This window comes from Arthrobacter sp. 01T414 (genome assembly GCF_056398965.1).
This window is the reverse complement of sequence record NZ_JBFTQK010000006.1, coordinates 197,018-219,092: the sequence shown is the minus strand read 5'-3', so window position 1 is coordinate 219,092 and position 22,075 is coordinate 197,018. Positions and strand designations below refer to the sequence as shown.

Annotated in this window: 15 protein-coding genes and 2 rRNA genes; 15 read left to right on the top strand and 2 right to left on the bottom strand. The window is 65.6% G+C overall.

The window, feature by feature from the left end; genetic code table 11:
* Nucleotides 1–6: 6 nt before the first annotated feature.
* From argB to AC1DK9_RS14480, 8 genes are all read left to right on the top strand, one after another.
* Nucleotides 7–942, top strand: a complete 936-nt coding sequence (gene argB, locus AC1DK9_RS14515) for an acetylglutamate kinase (protein ID WP_476916362.1) — start codon at nucleotides 7–9, stop codon at nucleotides 940–942.
* A gap of 89 nt (nucleotides 943–1,031) precedes the next feature.
* Nucleotides 1,032–2,285 (top strand): acetylornithine transaminase, encoded by a 1,254-nt coding sequence (locus tag AC1DK9_RS14510; protein ID WP_476916409.1) that lies wholly within the window; start codon nucleotides 1,032–1,034, stop codon nucleotides 2,283–2,285.
* A complete protein-coding gene (argF, locus tag AC1DK9_RS14505; protein ID WP_476916361.1) occupies nucleotides 2,282–3,307 on the top strand; it encodes an ornithine carbamoyltransferase in 1,026 nt (341 codons plus the stop codon). The genes AC1DK9_RS14510 and argF overlap by 4 nt, the downstream gene beginning before the upstream one ends.
* Nucleotides 3,307–3,837 carry an arginine repressor gene (locus AC1DK9_RS14500; RefSeq protein ID WP_175323272.1) on the top strand — a complete coding sequence of 177 codons (531 nt, stop codon included), beginning with the start codon at nucleotides 3,307–3,309 and terminating at the stop codon, nucleotides 3,835–3,837. The genes argF and AC1DK9_RS14500 overlap by 1 nt, the downstream gene beginning before the upstream one ends.
* A 47-nt stretch (nucleotides 3,838–3,884) precedes the next feature.
* Nucleotides 3,885–5,090, top strand: coding sequence for an argininosuccinate synthase (locus AC1DK9_RS14495; protein ID WP_476916360.1), 1,206 nt, complete (start codon nucleotides 3,885–3,887; stop codon nucleotides 5,088–5,090).
* Between the two features lie 5 nt (nucleotides 5,091–5,095).
* Nucleotides 5,096–6,532 carry an argininosuccinate lyase gene (gene argH / locus AC1DK9_RS14490; protein ID WP_476916359.1) on the top strand — a complete coding sequence of 479 codons (1,437 nt, stop codon included), beginning with the start codon at nucleotides 5,096–5,098 and terminating at the stop codon, nucleotides 6,530–6,532.
* A gap of 426 nt (nucleotides 6,533–6,958) precedes the next feature.
* Nucleotides 6,959–7,510, top strand: a complete 552-nt coding sequence (locus AC1DK9_RS14485; RefSeq protein ID WP_476916358.1) for a pyridoxine/pyridoxamine 5'-phosphate oxidase — start codon at nucleotides 6,959–6,961, stop codon at nucleotides 7,508–7,510.
* A 37-nt stretch (nucleotides 7,511–7,547) separates the two neighbouring features.
* A complete protein-coding gene (locus tag AC1DK9_RS14480; protein ID WP_476916357.1) occupies nucleotides 7,548–8,288 on the top strand; it encodes a maleylpyruvate isomerase family mycothiol-dependent enzyme in 741 nt (246 codons plus the stop codon).
* A 68-nt stretch (nucleotides 8,289–8,356) separates the two neighbouring features.
* Here AC1DK9_RS14480 and AC1DK9_RS14475 read toward each other — a convergent pair whose 3' ends face one another.
* The gene (locus AC1DK9_RS14475) at nucleotides 8,357–8,872 is read right to left on the bottom strand and encodes a methylated-DNA--[protein]-cysteine S-methyltransferase (RefSeq protein WP_476916356.1); all 516 of its coding nucleotides are present in this window, start codon (nucleotides 8,870–8,872) and stop codon (nucleotides 8,357–8,359) included.
* Nucleotides 8,869–10,392, bottom strand: a complete 1,524-nt coding sequence (locus AC1DK9_RS14470; RefSeq protein ID WP_476916355.1) for an AlkA N-terminal domain-containing protein — start codon at nucleotides 10,390–10,392, stop codon at nucleotides 8,869–8,871. Before AC1DK9_RS14470 ends, AC1DK9_RS14475 begins: the two co-directional genes overlap by 4 nt.
* Nucleotides 10,393–10,493: 101 nt before the next feature.
* Between AC1DK9_RS14470 and AC1DK9_RS14465 the strand changes: the two genes are divergently transcribed.
* The 7 genes from AC1DK9_RS14465 (at nucleotide 10,494) to AC1DK9_RS14435 (ending at nucleotide 21,879) form a co-directional block, all read left to right on the top strand.
* On the top strand, nucleotides 10,494–11,135 hold the full coding sequence (locus AC1DK9_RS14465) for a DNA-3-methyladenine glycosylase (RefSeq protein WP_476863413.1): 642 nt from the start codon (nucleotides 10,494–10,496) through the stop codon (nucleotides 11,133–11,135).
* A gap of 9 nt (nucleotides 11,136–11,144) precedes the next feature.
* Entirely contained in the window at nucleotides 11,145–11,792 is a 648-nt protein-coding gene (locus AC1DK9_RS14460) for a hypothetical protein (RefSeq protein ID WP_476916354.1), read from the top strand.
* Nucleotides 11,793–11,851: 59 nt separating this feature from the next.
* Nucleotides 11,852–12,415 (top strand): adenine phosphoribosyltransferase, encoded by a 564-nt coding sequence (locus AC1DK9_RS14455; RefSeq protein WP_476916353.1) that lies wholly within the window; start codon nucleotides 11,852–11,854, stop codon nucleotides 12,413–12,415.
* Nucleotides 12,416–12,563: 148 nt separating this feature from the next.
* A complete protein-coding gene (locus AC1DK9_RS14450) occupies nucleotides 12,564–14,792 on the top strand; it encodes a HelD family protein (RefSeq protein WP_476916352.1) in 2,229 nt (742 codons plus the stop codon).
* 90 nt (nucleotides 14,793–14,882) lie between these two features.
* A complete protein-coding gene (gene tyrS, locus AC1DK9_RS14445; protein WP_476916351.1) occupies nucleotides 14,883–16,196 on the top strand; it encodes a tyrosine--tRNA ligase in 1,314 nt (437 codons plus the stop codon).
* A 514-nt stretch (nucleotides 16,197–16,710) separates the two neighbouring features.
* A 16S ribosomal RNA gene (locus AC1DK9_RS14440) occupies nucleotides 16,711–18,236 on the top strand.
* A 518-nt stretch (nucleotides 18,237–18,754) separates the two neighbouring features.
* Nucleotides 18,755–21,879: ribosomal RNA gene (locus AC1DK9_RS14435) — 23S ribosomal RNA — on the top strand.
* The 16S and 23S rRNA genes sit together here, the layout of an rRNA operon.
* Nucleotides 21,880–22,075 lie beyond the last annotated feature (196 nt).

Sequence of the window (22,075 nt, the reverse complement as noted above, 5' to 3'; positions counted from 1 at the left end):
ACGACGATGAACACGCAGACCCGCGAGACCACCTCCATGGCCGATGCGCAGGACAAGGCCGGCACCCTGATCGAGGCGTTGCCCTGGATCCAGCGCTTCGCCGGGACCACCATGGTGATCAAGTACGGCGGAAACGCCATGGTCAACGAGGAGCTGCGCCGCGCCTTCGCGGAGGACGTGGTCTTCCTGCACCACGTCGGCATCCACCCGGTGGTGGTGCACGGCGGCGGCCCGCAAATCAACGCCATGCTCAGCCGGCTCGGCATCGAATCCGAGTTCAAGGGCGGCCTGCGCGTCACCACGCCTGAGGCCATGGACGTGGTACGGATGGTCCTCACCGGCCAGGTGGGCCGCGAACTCGTGGGCCTGATCAACTCGCACGGGCCCTACGCCGTCGGGATGTCCGGGGAAGACGGCGGCCTGCTGCGTGCCGTCCGCACCGGCACCGTCGTGGACGGCGAAGAAGTGGACCTGGGCCTCGTCGGCGAGGTCGTCGGGGTGAACCCGGAAGGCATCCTGGACATCGTGGCCGCGGGCCGGATCCCGGTCATTTCGACCGTTGCGCCGGAAACCACCGCCGACGGATCCACCACGGGCCAAGTGCTGAACGTCAATGCCGACACCGCCGCGGCCGCCCTCGCCGAGGCCCTGGGCGCCTCCAAACTCGTCATCCTGACCGACGTCGAAGGCCTCTTCGCCAACTGGCCGGACAGGTCATCGCTCATCTCCTCGCTCACGGCCTCGGAACTGCGCGGAATGCTGCCGGGCCTGGAATCAGGCATGATCCCCAAAATGGAAGCGTGCCTCAAAGCCGTCGAGGGCGGCGTGGAACGCGCCCACATCGTCGACGGCCGGCTGGCGCACTCGATGCTGCTGGAAACCTTCACGACCGCGGGCATCGGAACCCAGGTCGTCCCGGATGAGGAAGTGAACGCCAAGTGAGCAGCACCGAACTGAACGATTTCGCCGAAGGCCGCAGCAGCGATGGGGGCCAGGGTGTGGTCGGGCACCGCGAAGCGGGCGGGGCCCTCATCGCTGCGGAGGCCGCCGCAACCACCATTGTCCCGAGCAGCAGCGGAGCAGACTGGCTCTCCCGCTACTCTTCCTCGCTGCTGGGCGTCTTCGGCACCCCGCAGCGCGTGCTGGTCCGCGGCGCCGGTTGCCTCGTCTGGGACGCCGACGGCAAGGAGTACCTGGACCTGCTCGGCGGCATCGCGGTCAACGCATTGGGCCACGCCCACCCATTCGTGACCTCGGTGATCGCCAGCCAGCTCGCCACCCTGGGCCACGTCTCCAACTTCTTCACGAGCCCCACGCAGATCGCCCTCGCCGAGAAGCTGCTGGAACTTTCCAAGGCGCCGGCCGGTTCCAAGGTGTTCTTCGCCAACTCCGGCACCGAAGCCGTCGAGGCCGCGTTCAAGCTGGCCCGGCGCAACACGGGCGCCAGCCCGGACAGTGCCCAGAAGCCCCGCACCAAGATCATCGCCCTCGAAGGCGCCTTCCACGGCCGCACCATGGGCGCCCTGGCGCTGACGTCGAAGGAGGCCTACCGGGCGCCGTTCGCTCCGCTGCCCGGCGGCGTCGTGCACGTCCCCTTCGGTGACATCGACGCGCTGCGCGCCGAAATTGACGACTCCACCGCAGCCGTCTTCCTCGAACCGATCCAGGGCGAGGCAGGCGTCCGGCCGCTGCCCGCCGGCTACCTGAAGGCAGCGCGCGAGGCCACCAGCGCCGCCGGTGCCCTGCTGATCCTGGACGAGGTCCAGACCGGCATCGGCCGCACCGGCAAGTGGCTGGCCAGCGAGGACGCCGGGATTGTGCCCGACGCCGTGACCCTCGCCAAGGGCCTCGGCGGCGGCTTCCCGATCGGCGCGCTGCTCACCTTCGGCCCCGAGGTCTCTGCCCTGCTCTCCGCCGGCCAGCACGGGACGACCTTTGGCGGCAATCCGGTGGCCACCGCGGCGGCCCTGGCCACCCTGCACGTGCTCGAGAACCAGCACGTGCTCGCTCACGTCCGGGAGGTGGGGGAGCACCTGCGTTCCGGCCTCGGCGGGATCGACGGCGTCACCGAGGTCCGCGGCGAAGGCCTGCTGATCGGCTTCGACCTCGACGCCGACGTCGCCCCCGCCGTCGTCTCCGCCGGCCTGGACGCCGGATTCATCGTCAACAGCCCCGGCCCGCACACCATTCGGCTCGCCCCGCCGCTGATCCTGACTGCGGCGCAGGCGGACAGCTTCCTGGCCGCCCTGCCGGCCCTCCTCCAGACCGCAAAGGACGCCCAGTGACCACCCCTGAGACCACCGCAGTGCCTACCCGCCACTTCCTCAAGGACACGGACCTCACCCCGGCCGAGCAGGCCGAGGTCCTGGACCTCGCCGTCCGGATGAAGGCCGCGCCGTACAGCGTCCAGCCGTTTGCCGCCGAGGCCAGCGGACGCCAGACCGTGGCCGTGATCTTCGACAAGACCTCCACCCGCACCCGCGTCTCCTTCGCCACCGGCATCGCGGACATGGGCGGCAACGCCCTCATCATCAACCCGGGTGAGGCGCAGATCGGCCACAAGGAGTCCGTCGAGGACACCGCCAAGGTCCTCGAACGCATGGTCTCCACCATCGTGTGGCGGACCGGCGCGCACTCCGGCCTCGTCGCGATGGCCGAGAACTCCCGCGTCCCGGTGATCAACGCCCTGTGCGACGACTACCACCCCTGCCAGCTTCTCGCCGACCTGCTGACGGTCAAGGAGCACAAGGGCACCCTCTCGGGCCTCACCATGAGCTACCTCGGCGACGCCGCCAACAACATGGCCAACTCCTACCTGTTGGCCGGGGTCACCGCCGGCATGCACGTGCGCATCGCCGGCCCGGAGGGCTACCTCCCGGCCGCGGAAATCATTGCCGCGGCCGAGGAACGCGCCGCCGAGACCGGCGGCTCGGTGCTGGTCACGGTCGACGCCGCCGAAGCCCTCCGCGGCGCCGACGTCGTCGCCACCGACACCTGGGTGTCGATGGGCCAGGAGGACGAGAAGGAAGCCCGGTTGCAGCTGTTCCGCGATTACTCCGTGGACGAGGACGCGATGACCCTCGCCGCGCCGGACGCCGTCGTACTGCATTGCCTTCCGGCCTACCGCGGCTACGAGATCTCCGCCGGCGTGATCGACGGCCCGCAGTCCGTGGTCTGGGACGAGGCCGAAAACCGGCTGCACGCGCAGAAGGCCCTGATGGCCTGGCTCATGCACCGCTCCGGACTGGCCGTTGTTGATGGGCTCGCGCCGGTGGACGGGCTGGCGCCGGCGGAGGGGCTGGACTGATGTCCGTCCAGCCCGCCGCCCAGGGGGCCAGCCCGGCCACCAAGACGGCCCGGCAGGCGCGGATCACCGCCATCCTGACCGGAGAATCCGTCCGCTCGCAGGCCGAGCTTGCGGCCCTGCTCGCGGACGACGGCGTCCAGGTCACCCAGGCCACGCTGTCCCGCGACCTCGTCGAGCTCGGCGCGGTCCGCGTCCGCGGCAAGGAAGGCGTGCTCGTCTACGCGGTGCCGGGGGAGGGCGGGGAACGCGCCGCCAAGAGCGGTGTGACGCAGGAGATCCTCGACGCCCGGCTCGCCCGGCTTTGCGGCGAACTGCTGGTCACGGCCGAGGCCTCCGCGAACCTTGTGGTGCTCCGGACCCCGCCGGGCGCCGCGAACTTCCTGGCCCTCGCGATCGACCACTCGGTAATGCCCTCGATCCTCGGGACCATTGCGGGGGACGACACCGTGCTGCTGGTTACCCGCGATCCGGCGGGCGGCGCCGCCGTCGCCGCCCGCTTCCTGCAGCTGGCCGAAGAAGCCGGCCAATAATTTTGCACCAGACAATTAAGACCCCCAACAACTAAGGAGCATTTGAAGTGACTGAGCGTATTGTGCTGGCCTACTCCGGTGGCCTGGATACTTCCGTAGCCATCGGCTGGATCGGTGAAGCGACCGGCGCCGAGGTCATTGCCGTGGCGGTCGACGTCGGACAGGGCGGTGAGTCGCTGGAGACCATCCGCCAGCGTGCCCTGGGCTGCGGCGCCGTCGAGGCCTACGTCGCCGACGCCTCCGACGAGTTCGCGAACGAATACTGCATGCCCACGCTGAAGGCCAACGCCCTCTACCAGGGCCACTACCCGCTGGTTTCCGCGATCTCCCGCCCGGTGATCGTCAAGCACCTGGTCAAGGCCGCCCGCGAATTCGGCGCCACCACGGTGGCCCACGGCTGCACCGGCAAGGGCAACGACCAGGTCCGCTTCGAGGTCGGCATCCAGACCCTCGGCCCGGACCTGAAGTGCATCGCCCCGGTCCGCGACCTCGCCCTGACCCGCGACAAGGCCATCGCCTTCGCCGAGGAAAAGGGACTGCCGATCGAGACCACCAAGAAGAACCCGTACTCGATCGACCAGAACGTCTGGGGCCGCGCCGTCGAGACCGGGTACCTCGAGGACATCTGGAACGCGCCCACCAAGGACATCTACGACTACACCGCCACCCCGGAATTCCCGCCGGCCCCGGACGAAGCCACCATCTCCTTCGAAGCCGGCGTCCCGGTCGCGATCGACGGTGTCAAGGTCACCCCGCTGCAGGCCATCAAGGAACTCAACCGCCGCGCCGGCGCCCAGGGCGTGGGCCGGATCGACGTCGTCGAGGACCGCCTCGTCGGCATCAAGTCCCGCGAAATCTACGAGGCCCCCGGCGCGATGGCACTGATCACCGCGCACAAGCACCTCGAGGACATCACCATCGAGCGCGAGCAGGCCCGGTTCAAGGCCACGGTCGGCCAGCGCTGGTCCGAGCTGGTCTACGACGGCCAGTGGTTCTCCCCGCTGAAGCGCTCCCTGGACGCCTTCATCGAAGACACCCAGAAGTACGTCTCCGGCGACATCCGCATGGTGCTGCACGGCGGCCAGGCGATCGTCAACGGCCGCCGCTCCGAGACTTCGCTCTACGATTTCGACCTCGCCACCTACGACACCGGCGACACGTTCGACCAGTCGATGGCACGCGGCTTCATCGAGCTGTGGGGCATGTCCGCCAAGGTTGCCTCCGGCCGCGACATCCGCGTCGCAGGAAAGTAGCCCGCGTGGCTGAGTCTGAAACCACCAAGGCTGAGGCAACAAACACCGGTGCGCTGTGGGGCGGCCGGTTCGCCGGCGGCCCCGCGGACGCCCTCGCCGCGTTGAGCAAGTCCACGCATTTTGACTGGCGGCTGGCCCGCTACGACATTGCCGGGTCCAAGGCGCACGCCCGCGTGCTGCACAAGGCCGGTCTGCTGGACGACGCCGAGCTGGCGGGGATGCTGGCCGCCCTGGACCGGCTGGATGAGGACGTCGCCTCCGGCGCCTACACCCCGGCCGAGTCCGACGAGGACGTGCACGGTTCGCTGGAGCGCGGCCTGATCGAACGCGCCGGACCCCAGCTGGGCGGCAAGCTCCGCGCCGGCCGGTCCCGCAACGACCAGGTCGCCACCCTGGGCCGGATGTTCCTGCGCGACCACGCCCGGATCATCGCCCGCGGCGTGCTCGCCACGATCGACGCGCTGGTGGAGCAGGCCAAGGCACACCAGGGCGTGGCCATGCCGGGCCGCACCCACCTGCAGCACGCCCAGCCGGTCCTGCTCAGCCATCACCTGCTGGCCCACGCCTGGGCGCTGCTGCGCGATGTGCAGCGGCTGGCCGACTGGGACAAGCGCGCCGGGGTCTCGCCCTACGGCTCCGGCGCCTTGGCCGGGTCATCACTGGGCCTGGACCCGGAGGCCGTCGCCGCGGACCTGGGCTTCTTCTCCGCCACGCACAACTCGATCGACGGCACCGCCTCCCGCGATGTCTTTGCCGAGTTCGCGTGGGTGTCGGCCATGATCGGCGTGGACCTCTCCCGCGTGTCGGAAGAGGTGATCCTGTGGGCCACCAAGGAGTTCTCCTTCGTGACGCTGCACGATTCCTACTCCACCGGATCATCGATCATGCCGCAGAAGAAGAACCCGGACGTGGCCGAACTGGCCCGAGGCAAGGCAGGCCGGCTGATCGGCGACCTGACCGGGCTGCTGGCCACGCTCAAGGGCCTGCCGCTCGCGTACAACCGCGACCTGCAGGAGGACAAGGAACCGGTCTTCGACGCCGCCGATACCCTGGAGCTGCTGCTCCCGGCCGTGTCCGGCATGATCGCGACGCTGAAGTTCAACACCGAGCGGATGGAATCGCTGGCCCCGCAGGGCTTCGCGCTGGCCACGGACATCGCCGAATGGCTTGTCCGGCAGGGCGTTCCGTTCCGCGAGGCGCATGAACTCTCCGGTGCCGCGGTGAAGCAGGCCGAAAGCCGCGACGTCGAACTCTGGGACCTGACGGACGAGGAATACGCCGCCATCTCGGAGCACCTGACCCCGGAGGTCCGCACCGTGCTGTCCACCGAGGGTTCGCTGAACAGCCGGAACTCGCAGGGCGGTACCGCACCGGCCGCCGTCGAGCGCCAGTTGTTGGCCCTCGAGGCCGAGCTCGAAGGCGTGCGCGCGTACGCCGGCTAGCCACAGACGCTCCCTCAGGTCTGGTGGCGTTTTCGCCGACGCTCCCTCAGGTCTGGTGGCGTTTCTGCTGACGCTCCCTCAGGTCCGGTGGCGTTTCTGCTGACGCTCCCTCAGGTCTGGTGGCGTTTCTGCTGACGCTCCCTCAGGTCTGGTGGCGTTTTCGCCGACGCTCCCTCAGGTCTGGTGGCGTTTTCGCCGACGCTCCCTCACCGATTGCGGGAGCGTCGGTGGATTTCTTGCCAAAGGTGAGGGAGCGTTGGTGGATTTCCCGCCATAAGTGAGGGAGCGTCGGTGGATTTCTTGCCAAAGGTGAGGGAGCGTCGGTGGATTTCCCGCCGTAAGTGAGGGAGCGTCGGTGGATTTCCTGCCGAAAGTGAGGGAGCGTTGTGCGTTTGCCGCCGCGCAAGTCCCGGCTAGCATGGCGGAATGAGCGAATCGTTCCGCGCTTTCCTGCGCGCGCTGCCCGATTTCCCGGCCGAGTTGCCGGACTTTGATCCGGCGCAGGCGCCCGAGGATCCCGCAGAGCTCTTCCGGCAGTGGCTCACCGAAGCCCTGGCCGCCGGGGTGCCGCAGCCGAATGCCTGCAGCCTGGCCACGGCCGACGCACTCGGCCGCCCGTCCTCCCGGATGCTGATCCTCAAGGACATCGACGACGACGGCTGGCACTTCGCCACCTCCCGCGAGTCCCGCAAAGGGCAGGAGCTCACCGCCAACCCGAGCGCCGCGCTGAATTTCTTCTGGCAGCCACTGGGCCGCCAGGTCCGCGTGGCCGGTGACGTCGTCGAGCTCTCCGCGGAAGCTTCTGCCGCCGACTGGAAGGCCCGGCCCGGCTCCGACGGCAGCATCAACCCCGGTTGGCAGCTGTACGCCCTGCAGCCGCGCGAGCTCGAATTCTGGCAGGCCCGGCACGACCGCCGCCACATCCGGCACCGCTACGGGCCGCGCCCGGACGGGGCAGGGGATCCCCAGCCCAGTTAACCGTGGTTAATCCGGACGCTCCGTTAGGATGGGCGCCATGACTTCTATCACCCCTGAAAACCTGCTGGAGGAACTCCGCCGCGCCGCCGACGTCGTGACCGGAATTGCAGCGAAACTGAGCGACCAGGACATCGCTGCCGCCTCGGAGCTGCCCGGCTGGACCCGCGGGCACGTCCTGGCCCACGTGTGCGGCATCGCCAACGCGATGGCGCGCCAGGTCGAATACTCCGGCCGCGGCGAAAGCATCGAGCTCTACGACGGCGGCTATGAGGGCCGCAACCGGGCTATCGAGCTGGCCGCCGGCCATAGCGCTGAGCAGCACCGGACCGCCCTGGCCGCCGCCACCGAGCGGGCCCTGGCTGCGTTCGGCTCCCTGGACGAGGCAGGCTGGCAGGCTCGCATCACCTTCCGCGACGGTGTCGTGTACGACGGCGGCCTCGCGCTCTGGCGCGAACTCACCATCCACGCCACGGACCTCGGTACCGGCCGCGGGCCTGAAACGTGGAGCAGGACGTTCTGCGAACACCTCTTTGAGTTCCTGGCCGCCCGCGTGCCCGAGGGTGAGCGGTTTGTGCTGCAGCCGCTCGGGTTGCCCTCTATCGCGCTCGGCGCCCCCGGCGGTCACTCCACCGCGATCAACGGCATGCTCACCGACATCGCGGCGTGGCTGGCCGGACGCACGCCCACGCTGGGGAGCCTCCGCGCAACCGCTGCGGCCGACGGCGTCGAACTGCCTGCGCTGCTGCCGTGGCCAGCGGGCGTTCCGGTGACGAAGTAGCTGACGAATCGGTTGGCGAACGAGTAAAAGAGCCAGCCGAAAAGTCTGCCGAAATGCCGGCCTAAAGTTTAGGCCTGCACCGCGAGGGCGAGCTGCCGTTCGCGGTCCAGCAGGCTCTCCTTGATGGCGAGCCCCCACCGGAACCCGCCCAGGCTGCCGTCGGTGCGGACCACGCGGTGGCACGGCACAAAGAGGGCCGCCGCGTTGAAAGCGCAGGCGCTGGCCGCCGCCCGGACGGCTTTGGCGTTGCCGGACAGTTCCGCGTATTCGGTGTAGGTCACGGGATGTCCCGGAGCCACCGTCCGGAGCATGTCCCAGGCGTGGCTGCGGAAGGGGCCCGATTTCTGCAGCACCGGCACGGTCATCGCGGCGGCCGGGTTGCCGTCGTAGAAGTCCTCGACGGCGGCGGAGATGCTGCCCAGCTCCGAGACAGCTTCGTAGCCTGCCGGCAGCAGTTCGGCGTGGATCTGGCCGGTGAGTTCGCCGGGGACCGCGGTCCAGCCCGAGGCCAGCACCGCCCCGTCCCGGGCAATGATGGTGAAGGGGCCGTCCGGAGTGGACATGGTCAAAAGCTGGGCTTTCATTTCGTCACTTTCGTCGAGGCTGTTGGCTGTGGCCGGGCCGTTGTGGTCCGCACCGGCGGCCGGACCGCGGCCGCGCGCCAGAGATGCATGGTGGCGTAGGAGCGCCAGGGACTGACTTCCTGAAAATCGGGGGAGAGCGTGTCGCCAGCCGGGTCCTGTGTCAGCGAGCGGATGCCGTTGCGGACTGCGGCGTCGTTGGCCAGGAAGACGTCCGGGGCGCCGATCACGCGCATCGCGAGGTATCCCACCGTCCAGGGCCCGACGCCGGCCAGCGGCAGCAGCTTGGCCTGCAGTCCGGCCAGATCGTCGCCATAGCCAAAGTCCAGGTCCCCGGAGGCCATCGACGCGGCCGCCCCGCGGATGGAGTCGATGCGGCGCTGCGGCCCGCGCAGCAGCCCGTAACCGGCCTCCGCGATCTCCGCCGCCGTCGGGAAGAGCCGGTGCAAGCCGTCGGCGGGAACAAGACATTCGCTGCCGCACGCCGAAAGCTGGACCAGGGCGGTCCGCGCCGCGGCCACGGTGATCTGCTGGCCGACCATGGCGCGGACCAGCAGCTCCTGCGGATCCACGGCTCCGGGCATCCGGATGCCGGGGGCCGCGGCGACACCGGCGGCCAGCCGTGGATCGGCGGCGAGGGACGTGTCGATCGCGACCGGGTCGGCGTCGAGGTCCAGCAGGCGCCGGACCCGGCTGAGCAGGGAGGCCAGATCCCGCAGGTCCACGGCCCCAATGGTCAGCCTCAGGGGCCGGCCCGCTGAACCGGCATCGTAGTCCACCCGGAAACGGGCATCCCCGTGGGCCAGTCGCAGGGTCCGGGCGTACGAGGTGGAAGTCCCCTCCTCGATGCCCGGGATGGCGCGGACGGCCAGGAACCCGAACACCCCCGGGTCGAACGGCTCCCGGTATGGCAGGTTCAACGTCAGCGCCGTAGAGGCCACCGCATTCCGGGCCGGAACGTGCTGGTGCCGCGCCGTGGCCCGGAGCGCCGACGGAGTCATCGCGAAGACCTCGGTGATGGTCTCGTTGAACTGGCGGACGCTGCTGAAACCGGCGGCAAACGCGATGTCCGCCGCCTTCATCGAGGTGGACACCAGCAACGTCCGCGCGGTCTGGGCGCGGCTGGCCCGCGCCAGCGAGAGCGGACCGGCACCGAGTTCATGGCTGAGGATCCGGTTGAGCTGCCGCGAGGAGTAGCCAAGCCGGGCGGCCAGGCCTTCCACGCCGTCGCGGTTGATCACCCCGTCGTTGATCAGCCGCATGGCCCGGCCGGCGATATCCGAGCGGACATTCCACGCCGGGGTGCCCGGCACCGCCTCCGGGAGGCAGCGCTTGCACGCCCGGTAACCTGCGTCATGCGCCGCGGCGGAGGTCTCATAGAAGGTGACATTGCCGGCCTTGGGAGTGCGCGCCGGGCAGGACGGCCGGCAGTAGATGCCGGTGGTGCGGACAGCGGTGTAGAACTGCCCGTCGAAACGGGGGTCCCGGGCATCGATTGCCCGGTAGCGCTGCCAGAAGTCCATGGCTCCATCCTGCCAGCTGCCGCCGCCCTCTGCTAGCGGAAATCGGACACCGCCGTGGAAGGCCGCTATGCCGCCATTGAGCGGTTTGTTAAAGTCGGAGGATGGATTCCAGCGTGACGCCCGAGGAGCTGCGTGCGCTGCTGTCCGCCGACGCGCGGACCCTGGCCCCGCTCCTGCTGGGAGCCGTGCTGACGCATGAGAGCCATGGCGGAACGGTCGCAGTGCGGATCACCGAGGTTGAGGCCTACCTCGGGCCGGAGGACTCGCTTCACCCGGACCCCGGCTCGCACACCTTCCGCGGCCAGACCCGGCGGAATGCCCCGATGTTCGGCCCGGCGGGGCACCTCTACGTCTACTTCACCTACGGGATGCACCACTGCGCCAACATCGTCTGCGGTCCGGCGGGAGTCGCCTCCGCGCTGCTCCTGCGCGCCGGGGAAGTCGTGGCGGGGGAGGAACTGGCCCTCGCACGCCGGCCGGCGTCGAAAGCCCGGAAGGACCTCGCCAGCGGCCCGGCCCGGTTCGCCACCGCCCTGGGCCTGACGACGGCGGACAGCGGCCGTGACGTGCTCAGCCCTCCGTTCCGGCTCGAACTGCCGCCCGACCCGGCCGCCGAGATCAGCTCGGGGCCGAGGGTGGGCGTCTCGGGCGCCGGTGGCACCGACGACTACCCGTGGCGTTTCTGGCTCACCGGAGACCCCACCGTGTCACGCTACAAGGCGGCGAAGGTCCGCTCGGCATAGGCGGCACCCATGGGCGAAGGTAAACGCGGAAAGCCGGGCAACGAACTCGAACGGCTGCTGATTTTCGAACAACTGGCGGCCGAATACTTCCGCATGGTGGAGCTGTTCCAGGGCGATACCGAGCCACCCCACGCGCCCTCCAGCGCGGCCGGGACCGAGGGGGAACGCCGGCGTTGGATCGAGCTGTTCCGGGCCGCGCTGCTGCGCAAATTCATCGTCCGCGACGAGCACGTTTCACTCAAGCTCGTGGTGCGGGCCCTCCGCCTCTGCAACTACTCCGCGGACCCCCACCTGGCCGTGGGCGCGGACCATGTGGTCGGTCTGTTCACCGCGGAAATGGTCCAGGGCCGCCAGCATGAATTGCCGGAATCCGGCCAGGGTAACCAACCGCCCCTGGAGACAGGGACGGACCGCTTCGAGGACGTGCTCTATGGGCGGCTGCTGCACGGCGACGCCGACCGGTTCCACCGTTCCGGCTGGGCGAACGACCACGCCCGGCTGAGTGCCGCGGCGGCCATCCGGTTCGACGCCGAGCATGCGCTCGCCAAGGCGCTGGAACTGGTCCGGTACGGGTTTGCCCACGACCTCCTGCGGTCCCCGGAGGCTGGGGGCGGCGGGGCGGCCAGCGGGACAGAGCCGCCTGCGCCCGGTAGGTAGGTCCGGCCGGAAGGCCGTGGCCGGAAAGCGCGTTTGCTACCAGCCAGTACGATTGACGGGTGAAACAAAGCGAGCAGGACCTTCCCCAGACGAACAACGCGACCCCGGTGGATGAGCTGATCGCCAGCCTGTGCGCCACCGTCCCGGACTACCCCAAACCGGGGATCGTGTTCAAGGACCTGACGCCCGTCTTCGCCGACGGCGCCGCCCTTAAGGCAGTGGTCGACGCGCTGGTGGAACCCTTCCACGGCCAGTTCGACGCCGTCGCCGGCGTGGAGGCCCGCGGGTTCCTGCTGGCTGCGGCCGCCGCCTACGCCACGGACACCGGCGTCGTGACGGTCCGAAAAGCCGGCAAGCTGCCGCGCGAAGTGGTCTCCGAGGACTACTCGCTGGAATACGGCACCGCCACCCTGGAACTGCACACCTCGGACCTCGCTCCGGGCACCCGGGTGCTCATCCTCGACGACGTCCTCGCCACCGGCGGCACCCTTGGCGCGGCCGCCCGGCTGTTCGAGCGCTGCGGCGTCGAGGTGGCCGGCGTCGGCGTGGTGATGGAACTCGGCGAACTGAACGGACGCGCGGCCTTGGCCGGGCACCACGTCCATTCCCTGCTCGGCCTGTAGCCGGCCGGCAGGTGGCGCCGATGCAGCCGGCCGCCTCGGTACAATGCCTGAACAATGTCAGACCTGATGAAAACTGACATATTTCGGGGACGACCGCCGAAATGGTAGTAGAATGGTTGGTCTGTCTTTTTCGATAGGGGAACGTTCGATGCACGACGCTGATTTGGCCCATGAACGCGACTATGTGGCCGGACTGTATGCCCGGCTGGATGAGCTGCGGGCGGAGAAGCGCGCCCAGCTCGCCCAGGTCCGCCGTGCCGGGGCCGTGGGGACCATGCAGAACGTCTCCGAACGGGACGCGTTCGCCGCACTTTACGAGGACCGCCTCGCACAGCTCGACGCCGTCGACGACCGCCTCGTGTTCGGCCGCCTCGACCTCGACTCCGGGGAAGCCCAGTACATCGGCCGCATCGGCCTCACCACCGAGGATCTCCAGCGCCTTATGGTGGACTGGCGGGCGCCGGAAGCCGGCCACTTCTACCAGGCCACTGCCTTCGACCGGCAGGGTGTGCGCCGCCGCCGGCACCTGATCCTGCAGGGCCGCGAGGTCAAAGCGATCGAGGACGACGTGCTCGACGCCGACCTCCTGGCCGACAACGACTCCCTGCAGGGCGAGGGCGCGCTGCTCGCGGCGCTGAACTCCAAGCGCACCGGCCGGATGTCGGACATCGTCGGCACCATCCAGTCCGAGCAGGACCGGATTATCCGCTCCTCCATCTCCGGGGCACTCGTTGTCCAGGGCGGTCCCGGCACCGGCAAGACCGCCGTCGCCCTGCACCGCGCCGCCTACCTCCTCTACACCCACCGTGACCGGCTCAAGACCGCCGGTGTGCTGCTGGTGGGCCCGTCGTCGTCGTTCATGAACTACATCGAGCGCGTTCTGCCCTCCCTCGGTGAGACCGGCGTCGTGATGGCCAGTCTGGGCCGGCTGATGCCCGGCATCCACGCCGTCGCCGAGGACGATTCCGACGTCGCTGCCATCAAGGGCCGGCTCGACATGGCCGAGGTAGTAGCCAACGCGGTCGCCAACCGGCAGCGGATCCCTGCCGAAAACCGCATCCTCGAAGTGGACGGGCGCAAACTTGTGCTGACCCCGCGGCAGGTCCGCCGGGCCCGCGAGAAGGCGCGCGCCACCGGGAAGCCGCACAACGAGGCGAGGGTCTCCTTCGTCAAGATCCTGCTGCGCGAACTGACCGAGCAGATGACCGAACTGGTCGAGGCCGGCAGCATCGGCAACAACGCCGACCGCTCCTACCTGGCCGAGGACGTCCGTTCGGCGCGGGACGTCCGCGTGGCCCTGAACCTGTGCTGGATGCCGATGACGCCGGAGAAGCTGGTGGGGGAGCTGCTGAGCAAGCCCGCCATCCTCGAGGCGTGCACGCCGAACCTCACTGATGCCGAACGCGCCATGCTCCTCCGGCCTGCCGGTTCGCCGTGGACCGAGTCCGACGTGCCGCTGCTGGACGAGGCCGCCGAACTGCTCGGCGAACTGGATCCGGCTGCCGGCCGGAGCCTGGCCCAGCAGGAGCATGACCGCGCCCGGGACCTGGCCAACGCCAAGCAGACCCTGGTCAACATGGAGACAGCCGGCGTGGACGTGCTCATCTCGGCCGAAGAACTCGTGGACCAGAACCAGGAACGCGAGGCGCGGCTGACCGCGGCCGAGCGTGCCACGAGCGACCGCACCTGGGCCTTTGGCCACATTGTGGTGGACGAGGCGCAGGAGCTCTCGCCCATGCAGTGGCGGCTGCTGGTCCGCCGCTGCCCGCTGAAGTCCTTTACGATCGTCGGCGACATCGCCCAGACCAGTTCCGTGGCCGGGGCCAAATCCTGGCAAAGCGCCCTGGCCCCGATGTTCGGGGACCGCTGGCAGCTTGAGGAACTCACGGTCAACTACCGCACCCCGTCCCAGATCGCCGAGGCGGCAGCCCGGATGGCCAACGCCGCGGGCCTGGTTGTCTCGGCGCCCAAGGCGGTCCGCGAAGGTCGCTGGTCTCCGGTGATCGACCGCGTCGACTCCGGCGCGATCGTCGAAAGGCTGCTTGAGGTCCTTCCCGAGGAGCTGGACGCGCTCGACGGCGGCCTGCTGGCCGTGATCGCCGACGGCGGGCTCCTGCCGGAGGCAACCGCAGCGCTCCGCGCCGCGTACGGCCGCCGCGTCGGCACGGGCGCGGGCAGCTACGAGCAGGACATTGTGGTGATCAGCCCCCGCGAGGCCAAGGGCCTGGAGTTCGACGGCGTCGTGGTGCTGGAGCCGTCCGCCATGCTCAACCACGAGCACGGCAGGGTGGGCGATCTGTACGTCGCGATGACCCGTCCCACCCAGCGCCTGCGCCTCATCGCGGCCGCCCCGGTCCCCGCGGGCATAGAAGAGTAGGACGGCGGCCCGCGCCTGCTGCGCGGGCTGTCGCCGTCACGCGCCGGGCGGGGGCCGTCCGGCCGCGGCGATCCTGCTAACTTAGATTCCGTGTCCCAGCTAAATGATCTTCAGTCCCAGCAGAACGACCCCGGCTTCGCCAACATCTGGCAGGAGCTGAAATGGCGCGGCCTTGTCCACGTTTCCACGGACGAGGCGGAGCTGGAGAAGCTGCTCGCCGGCGCCCCCGCAACGTACTACTGCGGCTTCGACCCGACAGCCCCCAGCCTGCACCTTGGAAACCTCGTGCAGCTGCTGCTGATGCGCAGGCTCCAGCTGGCCGGACACAAGCCCCTGGGACTTGTGGGAGGCTCCACCGGATTGATCGGTGATCCCCGGCAGACCGCCGAGCGGGTGCTCAACACCCCCGAGACTGTCGCCGAGTGGGTGGGCCGGCTGCAGGGCCAGGTCCAGCGCTTCCTCAGCTTCGAGGGGGGAAACGCGGCCCGGATGGTGAACAACCTCGACTGGACCGCCCCGCTGAGCGCCATCGACTTCCTGCGCGGCATTGGCAAGCACTTCCGCGTGGGCACGATGATCAAGAAGGACATCGTGGCCACCCGGCTGAACTCCGACGAGGGGATCAGCTACACAGAATTCAGCTACCAGATCCTGCAGGGGATGGACTACCTGCAGCTGTTCCGCGACTACGGCTGCGTGCTGCAGACCGGCGGCTCGGACCAGTGGGGCAACCTGACCAGCGGCACCGACCTGATCCGCAAGGTCGAAGGCAAGCACGTCCACGCCCTGGGCACCCCGCTGATCACCAACTCGGACGGCACCAAATTCGGCAAGAGCGAGGGCAACGCGATCTGGCTGGACGCGGAGATGTGCAGCCCGTACGCCTTCTACCAGTTCTGGCTCAACACCGCCGACGCCGACGTGGCCGCCCGGCTCAAGGTCTTCACCTTCCTTAGCCGCGCCGAAATCGAAGCCCTCGAAGCTTCGGTGGCCGAGCGGCCTTTCGCTCGTGAAGGCCAGCGGAAGCTCGCCTACGAGGTGACCTCGCTGGTGCACGGCGTCGAGGCGACCGAAAAGGTCATCGCAGCCTCGGCAGCCGTGTTCGGTGGAGGCGACCTTACCGCGCTGGATGCGGAAAGCCTCCGGGCCGCGACGGCGGAACTGCCGTCCGCCACCGTGGACGGCTCAGGACTCGGCATCATCGACCTGCTGGTGGCTACCGGCCTCTCCGAGAGCAAGTCCGCGGCCCGCCGGACCGTGGGGGAGGGCGGGGCCTACGTCAACAACACCAAGATCTCCGACCCCGACGCCGTCATTGCGGCCGGCGAGCTCCTGCACGGCCGCTACCTGCTGCTCCGCCGCGGCAAGAAGAACCTGGCGACCGTGGAGGTCTCAGGCGCCTAGCCGGCGTACTGCGTTTGGCTGCGGTTTGGCCTCCTGCACGCTTCCCTCCAGGCCGATTTGCGCGGCCGGAGGGGAGCGTGTAATGTTTTCTGAGTCGCCACCGATGAGCGGTGACAAACCCCCAACAAAAGAGAAGCAATTCTTCCTGCGCAAGACGCGGGAAATCGAAATTGCTTCGCATTTTGCTGGGCGGATTCGTCTCCACAGGGTGAATTCCGGGAAAACTTCCGGGTTTGCAAAGTGGAAATGAATGAAATAAGCTAAATACATCGCAGCGAAGAAATGCGAAACAAAAGAAATTCACTTGGTGAATTGTTTCGAGAAGTATTCGAATGTGTCTGTTGTTTGAGAACTCAATAGTGTGCCAAGTTTGTTGATACCAATTGTTTTATTGATTGGTTGTTTTGGCTGTGTTGTCCACCCCGTGGATGGCATGGTTTTTACAGCTGGTTTCAAATTTTGTGCAGCCYTCTTTCCTCGTTTTCCCGGGGTTGTTGGTTGTGTCTGTTTTACTTCAACGGAGAGTTTGATCCTGGCTCAGGATGAACGCTGGCGGCGTGCTTAACACATGCAAGTCGAACGATGATCCGGTGCTTGCRCCGGGGATTAGTGGCGAACGGGTGAGTAACACGTGAGTAACCTGCCCTTAACTCTGGGATAAGCCTGGGAAACTGGGTCTAATACCGGATATGACTCCTCATCGCATGGTGGGGGGTGGAAAGCTTTTTGTGGTTTTGGATGGACTCGCGGCCTATCAGCTTGTTGGTGAGGTAATGGCTCACCAAGGCGACGACGGGTAGCCGGCCTGAGAGGGTGACCGGCCACACTGGGACTGAGACACGGCCCAGACTCCTACGGGAGGCAGCAGTGGGGAATATTGCACAATGGGCGCAAGCCTGATGCAGCGACGCCGCGTGAGGGATGACGGCCTTCGGGTTGTAAACCTCTTTCAGTAGGGAAGAAGCGAAAGTGACGGTACCTGCAGAAGAAGCGCCGGCTAACTACGTGCCAGCAGCCGCGGTAATACGTAGGGCGCAAGCGTTATCCGGAATTATTGGGCGTAAAGAGCTCGTAGGCGGTTTGTCGCGTCTGCCGTGAAAGTCCGGGGCTCAACTCCGGATCTGCGGTGGGTACGGGCAGACTAGAGTGATGTAGGGGAGACTGGAATTCCTGGTGTAGCGGTGAAATGCGCAGATATCAGGAGGAACACCGATGGCGAAGGCAGGTCTCTGGGCATTAACTGACGCTGAGGAGCGAAAGCATGGGGAGCGAACAGGATTAGATACCCTGGTAGTCCATGCCGTAAACGTTGGGCACTAGGTGTGGGGGACATTCCACGTTTTCCGCGCCGTAGCTAACGCATTAAGTGCCCCGCCTGGGGAGTACGGCCGCAAGGCTAAAACTCAAAGGAATTGACGGGGGCCCGCACAAGCGGCGGAGCATGCGGATTAATTCGATGCAACGCGAAGAACCTTACCAAGGCTTGACATGGACCGGACCGGGCTGGAAACAGTCCTTCCCCTTTGGGGCCGGTTCACAGGTGGTGCATGGTTGTCGTCAGCTCGTGTCGTGAGATGTTGGGTTAAGTCCCGCAACGAGCGCAACCCTCGTTCCATGTTGCCAGCGCGTAATGGCGGGGACTCATGGGAGACTGCCGGGGTCAACTCGGAGGAAGGTGGGGACGACGTCAAATCATCATGCCCCTTATGTCTTGGGCTTCACGCATGCTACAATGGCCGGTACAAAGGGTTGCGATACTGTGAGGTGGAGCTAATCCCAAAAAGCCGGTCTCAGTTCGGATTGGGGTCTGCAACTCGACCCCATGAAGTCGGAGTCGCTAGTAATCGCAGATCAGCAACGCTGCGGTGAATACGTTCCCGGGCCTTGTACACACCGCCCGTCAAGTCACGAAAGTTGGTAACACCCGAAGCCGGTGGCCTAACCCCTTGTGGGAGGGAGCTGTCGAAGGTGGGACTGGCGATTGGGACTAAGTCGTAACAAGGTAGCCGTACCGGAAGGTGCGGCTGGATCACCTCCTTTCTAAGGAGCRCCTACAACAACCCCGCCGGGCGTTATGCCTGTGTGGTGGTGTTGTCAGGAGTACGCCCGTTGCGCAGACGMWWGTTCTGCGGCGGGTGCTCACGGGTGGAATATCAACGAATAGCGGCCGCCGGTTTCCTGCCGGCACCCAGTACGGATGCTGCGCTCTTTGGAGTRCGGGTGTCCTGGAACGGTGCGGGGAGGGRAKRMGCGGTTTAGTGTTTGGCACACTGTTGGGTCCTGAGACAACAGGRCCATGGCCTGTGGTTCTTTCCTGTGAAGGGGAGGGGTGCGGGGTGTGGGACTTGTGTTTCTGGTTTCCCGGCTGCGACGTTTCATGCACCTGAGGGTGTGTGGGGTGTGTKGYAYGGGGTTGTTGTTTGAGAACTACATAGTGGACGCGAGCATCTTTTATAAGAAGCAATTTCCAAGAATTATGAACCTGGATCTGGTTCCGTGCCTTTCGGGGTGCGGGGTTGGTTTCATGGTTCTCTCGAAATTACTCCTTGATCTTTTGTGGTCAAGTTTTTAAGAGCACACGGTGGATGCCTTGGCATTAGGAGCCGAAGAAGGACGTAGGAATCTGCGATAAGCCTGGGGGAGTCGATAACCGGACTGTGATCCCAGGGTGTCCGAATGGGGAAACCCCGCCAGACGCGCGAGTGATCTGGTGACCCGCATCTGAACACATAGGGTGCGTGGAGGGAACGCGGGGAAGTGAAACATCTCAGTACCCGCAGGAAGAGAAAACAATAGTGATTCCGTTAGTAGTGGCGAGCGAACGCGGATCAGGCTAAACCGTTCCATGTGTGATAGCCGGCGGGCGTTGCATGGTCGGGGTTGTGGGACTTTCCGTTCTGTCTCTGCCGGGACAGTGGGGTGAGAGCATGTGCATAGGTGAACGGTCTTGAAAGGCCGGCCAGAGAGGGTGTGAGCCCCGTAACCGAAATGTAGTGTGCCGCCTGGTGAAGTATCCCAAGTAGCACGGGGCCCGAGAAATCCCGTGCGAATCTGTCAGGACCACCTGATAAGCCTAAATACTCCCTAATGACCGATAGCGGACCAGTACCGTGAGGGAAAGGTGAAAAGTACCCCGGGAGGGGAGTGAAACAGTACCTGAAACCGTGTGCTTACAATCCGTCGGAGCAGCCTTGTAGTTGTGACGGCGTGCCTTTTGAAGAATGAGCCTGCGAGTTAGTGTTACGTCGCGAGGTTAACCCGTGTGGGGAAGCCGTAGCGAAAGCGAGTCTGAACAGGGCGTTGCAGTGGCGTGATCTAGACCCGAAGCGAAGTGATCTACCCATGGCCAGGTTGAAGCGACGGTAAGACGTCGTGGAGGACCGAACCCACTTCAGTTGAAAATGGAGGGGATGAGCTGTGGGTAGGGGTGAAAGGCCAATCAAACTTCGTGATAGCTGGTTCTCCCCGAAATGCATTTAGGTGCAGCGTTGCGTGTTTCTTACCGGAGGTAGAGCTACTGGATGGCTAATGGGCCCTACAAGGTTACTGACGTCAGCCAAACTCCGAATGCCGGTAAGTGAGAGCGCAGCAGTGAGACTGTGGGGGATAAGCTTCATAGTCGAGAGGGAAACAGCCCAGACCACCAACTAAGGCCCCTAAGCGTGTGCTAAGTGGGAAAGGATGTGGAGTTGCGAAGACAACCAGGAGGTTGGCTTAGAAGCAGCCATCCTTAAAAGAGTGCGTAATAGCTCACTGGTCAAGTGATTCCGCGCCGACAATGTAGCGGGGCTCAAGTACACCGCCGAAGTTGTGGCATTCAGATATTAGCTAAGCCCTTGTGGTTCAGGCGTCTGGATGGGTAGGGGAGCGTCGTGTGGGCAGTGAAGTCGCGGTGTAAACCAGCGGTGGAGCCTACACGAGTGAGAATGCAGGCATGAGTAGCGAAAGACGGGTGAGAAACCCGTCCGCCGAATGATCAAGGGTTCCAGGGTCAAGCTAATCTGCCCTGGGTAAGTCGGGACCTAAGGCGAGGCCGACAGGCGTAGTCGATGGACAACGGGTTGATATTCCCGTACCGGCGAAAAACCGCCCATGCTGAACAGGGGAYACTAACCGCCCGAGACCTGCCCGATCRCCCTTGTGGTGTGAGGGTTTTGGTGGAGCGCGGGACCTGATCCTGGGAGGCAAGCGTATTAACAGGTGTGACGCAGGAAGGTAGCCGAGCCGGGCGATGGTTGTCCCGGTCTAAGGATGTAGGGCGAACGGTAGGCAAATCCGCCGTTCATGATGCCTGAGACCCGACGGGACCCCCGTATGGGGGGATTCGGTGATCCTATGCTGCCTAGAAAAGCATCGACGCGAGGTTTTAGCCGCCCGTACCCCAAACCGACACAGGTGATCAGGTAGAGAATACTAAGGCGATCGAGAGAATTATGGTTAAGGAACTCGGCAAAATGCCCCCGTAACTTCGGGAGAAGGGGGGCCCCTATCGTGATGGACACWWGCTGTCCGGAGCGTGCAGGGGCCGCAGAGACCAGGGGGAAGCGACTGTTTACTAAAAACACAGGTCCGTGCGAAGTCGCAAGACGATGTATACGGACTGACTCCTGCCCGGTGCTGGAAGGTTAAGAGGACCGGTTAGCCGCAAGGCGAAGCTGAGAATTTAAGCCCCAGTAAACGGCGGTGGTAACTATAACCATCCTAAGGTAGCGAAATTCCTTGTCGGGTAAGTTCCGACCTGCACGAATGGAGTAACGACTTCCCCGCTGTCTCAACCATAAACTCGGCGAAATTGCAGTACGAGTAAAGATGCTCGTTACGCGCAGCAGGACGGAAAGACCCCGAGACCTTTACTATAGTTTGGTATTGGTGTTCGGAGTGGCTTGTGTAGGATAGGTGGGAGACGTTGAARCCCGGACGCCAGTTCGGGTGGAGTCATCGTTGAAATACCACTCTGGTCACTTTGGACATCTAACTTCGGCCCGTAATCCGGGTCAGGGACAGTGCCTGATGGGTAGTTTAACTGGGGCGGTTGCCTCCTAAAAAGTAACGGAGGCGCCCAAAGGTTCCCTCAGCCTGGTTGGCAATCAGGTGTCGAGTGTAAGTGCACAAGGGAGCTTGACTGTGAGAGAGACATCTCGAGCAGGGACGAAAGTCGGGACTAGTGATCCGGCGGTACATTGTGGAATGGCCGTCGCTCAACGGATAAAAGGTACCTCGGGGATAACAGGCTGATCTTGCCCAAGAGTCCATATCGACGGCATGGTTTGGCACCTCGATGTCGGCTCGTCGCATCCTGGGGCTGGAGTAGGTCCCAAGGGTTGGGCTGTTCGCCCATTAAAGCGGTACGCGAGCTGGGTTTAGAACGTCGTGAGACAGTTCGGTCCCTATCCGCTGCGCGCGCAGGAAATTTGAGAAGGGCTGTCCTTAGTACGAGAGGACCGGGACGGACGAACCTCTGGTGTGTCAGTTGTACTGCCAAGTGCACCGCTGATTAGCTACGTTCGGATGGGATAACCGCTGAAAGCATCTAAGCGGGAAGCTCGCTTCGAGATGAGATTTCCATACACCTTGTGTGTGAGAGGCCCCCAGCCAGACCACTGGGTTGATAGGCCGGATGTGGAAGCGAGGACTAACGACTCGTGAAGCTGACCGGTACTAATAGGCCGATAACTTACACCACACACCCACCCCGCAAACGTTCCTTCAAAAGCGTTTGCACCCAMGGGGTSRGGTAAAAAGAAACAAGACTGCTTGCGTCCACTATGTGGTTCCCAAACAACAAACCCGTCGCCAGACGAGTCCCATTCCGAACCCGGAAGCTAAGACCCACAGCGCCGATGGTACTGCACCCGGGAGGGTGTGGGAGAGTAGGTCAC